Source organism: Ectothiorhodospira sp. PHS-1 (assembly GCF_000225005.1).
In the GTDB taxonomy this organism is placed as follows: Bacteria; Pseudomonadota; Gammaproteobacteria; order Ectothiorhodospirales; family Ectothiorhodospiraceae; genus Ectothiorhodospira.
The window spans coordinates 1-6,532 of sequence record NZ_AGBG01000052.1 but is presented as its reverse complement, the minus strand read 5'-3'; the positions used below and the strand labels follow the sequence as shown (position 1 = coordinate 6,532).

The following is a 6,532-nucleotide window of genomic DNA, read 5'->3' as shown; positions in this document are numbered from 1 at the left end:
GGGGATACTCCAGGGTCTGAGCAGCCTCGGGGAAATCGTCGGCTGGGCTCGACCTGATGAGTTTCCGCCAAGGAACATGCGAACGAGCAAGGGGCTGCGGGCGCTTGGCTACAACGTGAGGATCGGTGTTTGATCCAGGGGGGGCCTGGGGCTGCTTGCCTCAAAGCAATTCACTGCGTACAGCGAACGTGGCGAGATCAGCGTTGTCATTGATACGAATCAAGACTTTACGGTAGGCTCCCTTGAAATCTCCAAGAAGCCGCACACTATTGCAAGCGAATGCAATGATCTGCAACGTTTGAACAGCGAGAGGAAGGCTGTGTCTGGTGGCGCTATGAAAACTGGCCTAGACGAAATCTTCACGCTCGATGAATTGGCGGCGTATCTGAAGGTCGGCAAGCGCACGCTCTACCGCCTGGCCGCGCACGGAGAGATCCCGGCATTCAAAGTGGGTGGAACATGGCGCTTTCGCCGAAGCGACATCGATCAGTGGATTCAAGATCGATCGCCACGCGGGACCCAGAAAGGAGGTTATGCTCGAACGTGAACAGCAAAACCCTTCCAGCAAGCCGTGTCGCCTGCATGTGATGTCCGTCTGAGCAGGCAAGCAGACCAAGCAACTTTTCAGTTCATTATTTTCTGGAGGTGTGACATGGATTTTAATTTCAAGAAATTGGCTCCCTGGAACTGGTTAAAGAAGGAACAGGAAGAACAGCAGGCCACCGCCTCACTGCCGGTTCAGCGCAATGATCAGCCGGTGGCTGCAGGCGCGGTCAGTCCGATCTTGCAATTGCATCGTGAGATTGACCGTCTGTTCGATGATGCATTCCGGGGCTTCGGTTTTCCGGCGTTGGCCATGCCACGCTGGCCATCCGAGTGGCCGGGCATGCTGAAGCCGGCCCTCGACATCCAGGAAACCGATAAGCAGTACAGGATCACTTTGGAGGTTCCGGGCGTCGAGGAAAAGGACATTCAGATCACGCTGAACGAGGATGTGCTGGTGGTGCGCGGTGAGAAACGCCAGGAGCAGGAAAAGAATGAAGGCGGCTTCCATCGGGTCGAGCGCTCCTACGGCAGTTTCCAGCGTGCCCTGAACCTGCCTGGTGATGCCAGCCAGGACTCGATTAAGGCCGATTTCAAGAATGGTGTGCTCACCATCACGATGGATAAACGCGAGGCCAGTGTTCCGAAGCAGGGTCGTTCGATTCCGATCAACGGCTGACGCCAACTGACCTGCCTGTTCATCAGACAACAAACCAACCTGGAGGCGAGGTGCCATGAGATGTGGCGCCTCGCCGCCTTAGCCAACTTAGGAGTGCCAGCATGGCCAGAAAACAATGCTAAGTCTGCGGCCAACCCGCCACGGTGCGGGTAGAAGCCAAGATTAATGGTCGCCAAAGCACCATGCTGTTGTGCGACGAACACTACCGCCAACTGGTACGCCAGCAAAAACGTACCGTATCCCCGCTGGAAGCCTTGTTTGGCTCGCGCAGCGGGCTGTTCGAAGATTTTCTGGGCAGCGACTTCTTCCGCATCGGTGACGACTCGAGTCCCGTGACCGCCGATACTGGCGATGAAGTGGTCGATGCCTCATTCGGCGAACCCGCCGTCGCGGGGGGCGGCGCACCGCGCCGTCGTGGTGGCGGGCTGGCCAGCCGGATCAGCGAACAATCGGAGGCCCTGTTACAGGAAGCCGCCAAGCATGCCGCCGAGTTTGGCCGTCCCGAGGTGGATACCGAGCATCTGCTGCTGTCGCTGACCGACAGCGACGTGGTCAAAACCATCCTCGGCCAGTTCAAGATCAAGGTCGACGACCTCAAGCGCCAGATCGAGTCCGAAGCCAGGCGCGGTGACAAACCCTTCGAGGGCGAAATCGGCGTGTCGCCGCGCGTGAAGGATGCGCTCAGCCGCGCCTTCGTCGCGTCCAAAGAGCTCGGCCATTCCTATGTCGGGCCCGAACACTTCCTGGTGGGCCTGGCTGAAGAAGGCGAAGGGCTAGCGGCCAACCTGCTGCGCCGCTATGGCCTCACGCCGCAGGCTCTGCGTCAGCAGGTCAGCAAGGTAGTTGGCAAGGATGCCGAGGACGGCCGCGCCGAAACACCCACCAATACGCCGGAGCTCGACAAATACTCCCGCGACCTGACCAAGATGGCGCGTGACGGCAAGCTGGACCCGGTCATTGGCCGGGCTCAGGAAATCGAAACCACCATCGAGGTGCTGGCGCGGCGCAAAAAGAACAACCCGGTGCTCATCGGCGAGCCGGGCGTGGGCAAGACGGCCATCGTCGAGGGGCTGGCGCAGCGCATGGTGGCTGGCGAAGTGCCCGAAACGCTGCGCGACAAGCGCCTGGTGGAGCTGAACATCAATGCGATGGTGGCGGGTGCCAAGTACCGGGGCGAGTTCGAGGAGCGCGTGCAGAAGGTGCTCAAGGAGATCTCCGAACACCAGGGCGAAATGATCCTGTTCATCGACGAGGTGCACACCATCGTCGGTGCCGGCCAGGGCGGCGGTGAAGGCGGCCTGGATGTGGCCAACGTGTTCAAGCCCATGATGGCGCGCGGCGAGCTGAACCTGATCGGCGCCACCACGCTCAACGAGTACCAGAAGTACATCGAAAAGGACGCCGCGCTGGAGCGCCGCTTTCAGCCGGTGACGGTGCCAGAGCCGACCGTGGCGCAGGCCATCATGATCCTGCGCGGCCTGCGCGACACCTTCGAGGCGCACCACAAGGTCAGCATCTCGGAGGAAGCGATCATCGCCGCCGCCGAGCTTTCCGACCGCTACATCACCGCGCGCTTCTTGCCGGACAAGGCCATCGATCTGCTCGATCAGGCCGCCGCGCGCGTCAAACTGTCTGCGACGGCGCGCCCGGTCGCCGTGCAGGAGCTGGAGGCGGAGCTGCACCAGCTGCGCCGTGAGCAGGACTACGTGGCAGCCCGCAAGCAATACGACAAGGCAGCGGAGATCGGCAAGCACATCGAAACCAAGGAGGCCGAGCTCAAGAAGCGCGTCGAGGAATGGGAGCGCGAGCGCGCCTCGGGCAGCGCCGAAGTCAAGGCCGAGCACGTGGCCCAGATCGTCTCGCGCCTGACTGGCATCCCCGTCAACGAACTGACGGTGGAGGAACGCGAGAAACTGCTGCACCTGGAGCAGCGTCTGCACGAGCGCCTGGTCGGGCAGGACGAAGCAGTTCGCGCCGTCGCCGATGCAGTGCGGCTGTCGCGCGCGGGCTTGCGAGAAGGTAGCAAGCCGGTGGCCACGTTCCTGTTTCTCGGGCCCACTGGCGTCGGCAAGACCGAATTGGCCAAGGCCCTGGCCGAGTCCATCTATGGCGACGAGGGCGCACTGTTGCGCATCGACATGTCGGAGTATGGCGAGCGCCACACTGTGGCTCGACTGGTGGGTGCTCCTCCGGGCTACGTGGGCTACGACGAGGGCGGTCAATTGACCGAGAAAGTGCGTCGCAAGCCCTACAGTGTGCTGCTGCTCGACGAGATCGAGAAGGCCCACCCCGACGTCTACAACATCCTGCTGCAGGTGTTCGACGATGGCCGCCTGACGGACGGCAAGGGGCGCGTGGTGGACTTCACCAACACCATCATCATCGCCACGTCCAATCTGGGCTCGGACATCATCCAGCGGCGACTGAAGGCGCGTGGTGCGGCCGGTGAGGAGTACGAGAAGACCAAGACCGAGGTCATGGACGTGCTGCGCGGGCACTTCCGCCCCGAGTTCCTCAACCGCATCGAAGAGATCATCGTCTTCCATGCCCTGGGCAAAGAAGAGATCAGTCACATCGTCGGGCTGCAGCTCGATCGCGTGGCGCGCAACGCCGCCAGCCAGGGTGTGACGCTGACCTTCGACCAGACCTTGATCGACCACTTTGCCGAAGAAGGCTACAAGCCCGAGTTCGGGGCGCGTGCGCTCAAGCGCGTGATCCGCAGCGAGCTGGAAACGGCGCTGGCGCGTGAGATGCTGGGCGGCGGCATCGGCAAGGGCGATCACGTCATCGCCCGCTGGGACGACAAGGCGGATCGGGTCAGCTTCGAGCGTACCGAGCCGCCCAAGGGCGGGGTCGAGACCGATAAGCCTGACGAGGCCAAGCCGGACGAAGGGGCGAAGGGCCATAAGGGCAAGGGCTCCCGCAAAAAGAAACCGGCAAGCGATCCCTCCTGAAGCATGGGGGCTGTCTCTGACCTTCATGGCTTGGCATGGGCAGCCACCCTGTTCTCGCTCGCGGCGGCGCTTGCCGCTGCGGGGCACGCGGTCATCTACAAGCGCGACCCGCGATCGGCCACCCTCTGGGTGCTGCTGATCACGCTGTTGCCGTTGGTTGGTTCGCTTCTGTACCTGCTGTTCGGCATCAACCGTTATCAACGGCGGGCGCGAAAGTTGTACCCGGGCACTGGCTATGCATCGCCGGCGGCAGATTGTCTGGAGGTTCCTGACGCACTGCCGTCGTCGTTCGCCGGCCTGGTGCATCTGGTGGGGGGAACCACCGGTCAGCCACTGACCGCCGGTAATCGGATCGAGCCCTTACTCGATGGTGAGCAGGCCTACCCAGCCATGCTCGCCGCGATCGAGTCGGCGCGGCACAGCGTCGCCCTGGTCTCCTACATCTTCGACGGCCAAGGGATCAGCGCGCAGTTTGTCGCAGCGCTGCGACAGGCGCATGCGCGCGGCGTGCACGTGCGAGTGCTGATCGACGATGTCTCCGCACGCTGGGTGCACAAAAATGCTTACCGGCTGCTGAAGCGAAGCGGGATGCCAGTGGCACCTTTCAACCCCACGCTGATTCCTGCCCGCCTTCATGCCGCGCACTTGCGTAATCACCGCAAGCTGCTAGTGATCGATGGCGAAACGGGCTTCACCGGCGGCATGAACATCCACACCCCCTACTGGAACCCGGAAGACCCTGGCCGCGCACAACGTGACCTGCATTTCCGCATACAGGGACCGGTCGTGGCGCATCTTCGGAAGTGTTTTACCGAAGACTGGTGCGACACCATGGGTGAGCGACTCGATGAGTCCTTCTGGGGCGAGCCAGTCGCGCAGGCGACCGCGCCGGGGAACAGTTGGGCCAGAGGCATCGAGGCCGGCCCGGACGAAACCCTTGACCGGATACGCTGGACGTTCATGGGGGCCTTGAACGCGGCTCGGCACAGTGTGCGCATTTGGACGCCTTATTTCGTGCCCGATCAGCCGATGATCGCAGCGCTCAGTATAGCCGCGCTGCGCGGTGTGCGCGTCGATGTGCTCACACCCGCCAACGGCGATCACCGCTTCGTGCAATGGGCTGCCCGCGCCCATTACTGGCAGGTGATGGAGCACGGCGTACGAATTTTCGAGCGGCCCGGCCCGTTCGATCACACCAAGCTGATGCTGGTCGATGGTGGCTGGTGCTGCCTGGGATCGGCCAATTGGGACGCGCGCAGCCTGCGGCTCAACTTCGAGTTCAATGTCGAGGTGTATGACAAAACACTGAGCACACGCCTCGAGGCGCTTTTCGATGCCACACGTGATAGGTCGACCCTCGTCACGCCAGCGGCGGTGCGTGCGCGCCCGCTGGCCATCAAGTTGCGCGACGGTATCGCCCGCCTGTTCACGCCCGTTCTATAGCGAAACCACTCCCGGAGAACAGCACTGATGGAAAAGAAAGATCAATGGAACGTCGGGTACTGGATCGTCGCCGGCCTGTTACTACTGACGCTCCAGAACTACTGGCAAGCGGCGCAGACCGTCGAGCCGGTGCCGTACAGCGAATTCGAGAAGGCGCTGGCCGAGGGCCGTGTTGCCGAGGTGCTGGTATCGGACCGAACCGTCACCGGGTGTCAATGGCCATCAGAAGTGACCCACCAGCGGTCATTAGTTTTGACCCACCCGTGATCGTCAGCTGAGCGTCTTCTGCTTCAGCCGGTAGCTCTCCCCGCCGAGCAGGTAGAGGTGCGAGTGGTGGATGATCCGGTCGACGATCGGCACCGCCACGTTGTCGTCGTGGAAGAACTCCCCCCAGCTGGTGAAGTCCTTGTTGGTGGTGATGATCAGCGACCGGTGCTCGTAGAACCGGTTGATCAGCTGGAACAGCGCGTAGCGCGCCTGCCGACTCATCGGCAGGTAGCCCAGCTCATCGATCACCAGGGCGTCGACCTTGGCCAGCTTGTGCAGCGTCTTCTTCAGCTCACCCTTCATCTCGGCCAGCTCCAGCTCCTCGACCAGGTCCAGGGCGTTGCGGAACAGCACTCGGTAGCCGGCCTCGATGGCCTTCTGGCCGATGCCGATGGCCAGGTGGGTCTTGCCCACCCCTGGCGGGCCGATGAACACCAGGTTCTCGCGATTGTCGAGGAAGGCGAAGTCGAGCAGGGCGCTGATCTGACGCTTGGTGATGGTGGTCTGATGCCGGTAGTCGAACCCCTCCAGGCGCTTGTCGCTGGGGAACCCGGCTTGGCGTTGGTAGAGGTCGATGCGCTTGGCCTCACGGGTCTGACGCTCGTGCTCCACCAGCATGTCGGCGAAGGCCAGGTAAGAGACTTCA

5 protein-coding genes and 2 pseudogenes are annotated in these 6,532 nt (G+C 62.3%); 6 read left to right on the top strand and 1 reads right to left on the bottom strand.

Annotated features, from left to right (window positions below):
• The 6 genes and pseudogenes from ECTPHS_RS15435 to ECTPHS_RS13240 all read left to right on the top strand — a co-directional run.
• Window positions 1–133: phospholipase (locus tag ECTPHS_RS15435; RefSeq protein ID WP_371200120.1), on the top strand; the 133-nt coding region annotated here is incomplete at its 5' end.
• A 201-nt stretch (window positions 134–334) separates the two neighbouring features.
• Entirely contained in the window at window positions 335–547 is a 213-nt protein-coding gene (locus ECTPHS_RS14395; RefSeq protein WP_008933269.1) for a helix-turn-helix domain-containing protein, read from the top strand.
• Between the two features lie 105 nt (window positions 548–652).
• The gene (locus tag ECTPHS_RS13255) at window positions 653–1,222 is read left to right on the top strand and encodes an Hsp20/alpha crystallin family protein (protein WP_008933268.1); all 570 of its coding nucleotides are present in this window, start codon (window positions 653–655) and stop codon (window positions 1,220–1,222) included.
• A gap of 101 nt (window positions 1,223–1,323) precedes the next feature.
• Window positions 1,324–4,176: pseudogene (gene clpK / locus ECTPHS_RS13250) on the top strand (heat shock survival AAA family ATPase ClpK).
• Window positions 4,177–4,179: 3 nt separating this feature from the next.
• Window positions 4,180–5,619 (top strand): cardiolipin synthase, encoded by a 1,440-nt coding sequence (cls, locus tag ECTPHS_RS13245; protein WP_008933266.1) that lies wholly within the window; start codon window positions 4,180–4,182, stop codon window positions 5,617–5,619.
• Between the two features lie 27 nt (window positions 5,620–5,646).
• Window positions 5,647–5,829 (top strand): annotated as a pseudogene (locus tag ECTPHS_RS13240) (ATP-dependent metallopeptidase FtsH/Yme1/Tma family protein); the annotation flags it as partial.
• 60 nt (window positions 5,830–5,889) lie between these two features.
• Here ECTPHS_RS13240 and istB read toward each other — a convergent pair.
• A partial coding sequence (gene istB, locus ECTPHS_RS13235) for an IS21-like element helper ATPase IstB (RefSeq protein WP_008933264.1) occupies window positions 5,890–6,532 on the bottom strand: 643 nt, incomplete at its 5' end.

Bases quoted from the DNA above. Each gene is read 5' to 3' on its own strand.
- ECTPHS_RS14395 (WP_008933269.1), top strand. From the start codon at position 335: ATGAAAACTGGCCTAGACGAAATCTTCACGCTCGATGAATTGGCGGCG.
- ECTPHS_RS13255 (WP_008933268.1), top strand. From the start codon at position 653: ATGGATTTTAATTTCAAGAAATTGGCTCCCTGGAACTGGTTAAAGAAG.
- cls (WP_008933266.1), top strand. From the start codon at position 4,180: ATGGGGGCTGTCTCTGACCTTCATGGCTTGGCATGGGCAGCCACCCTG.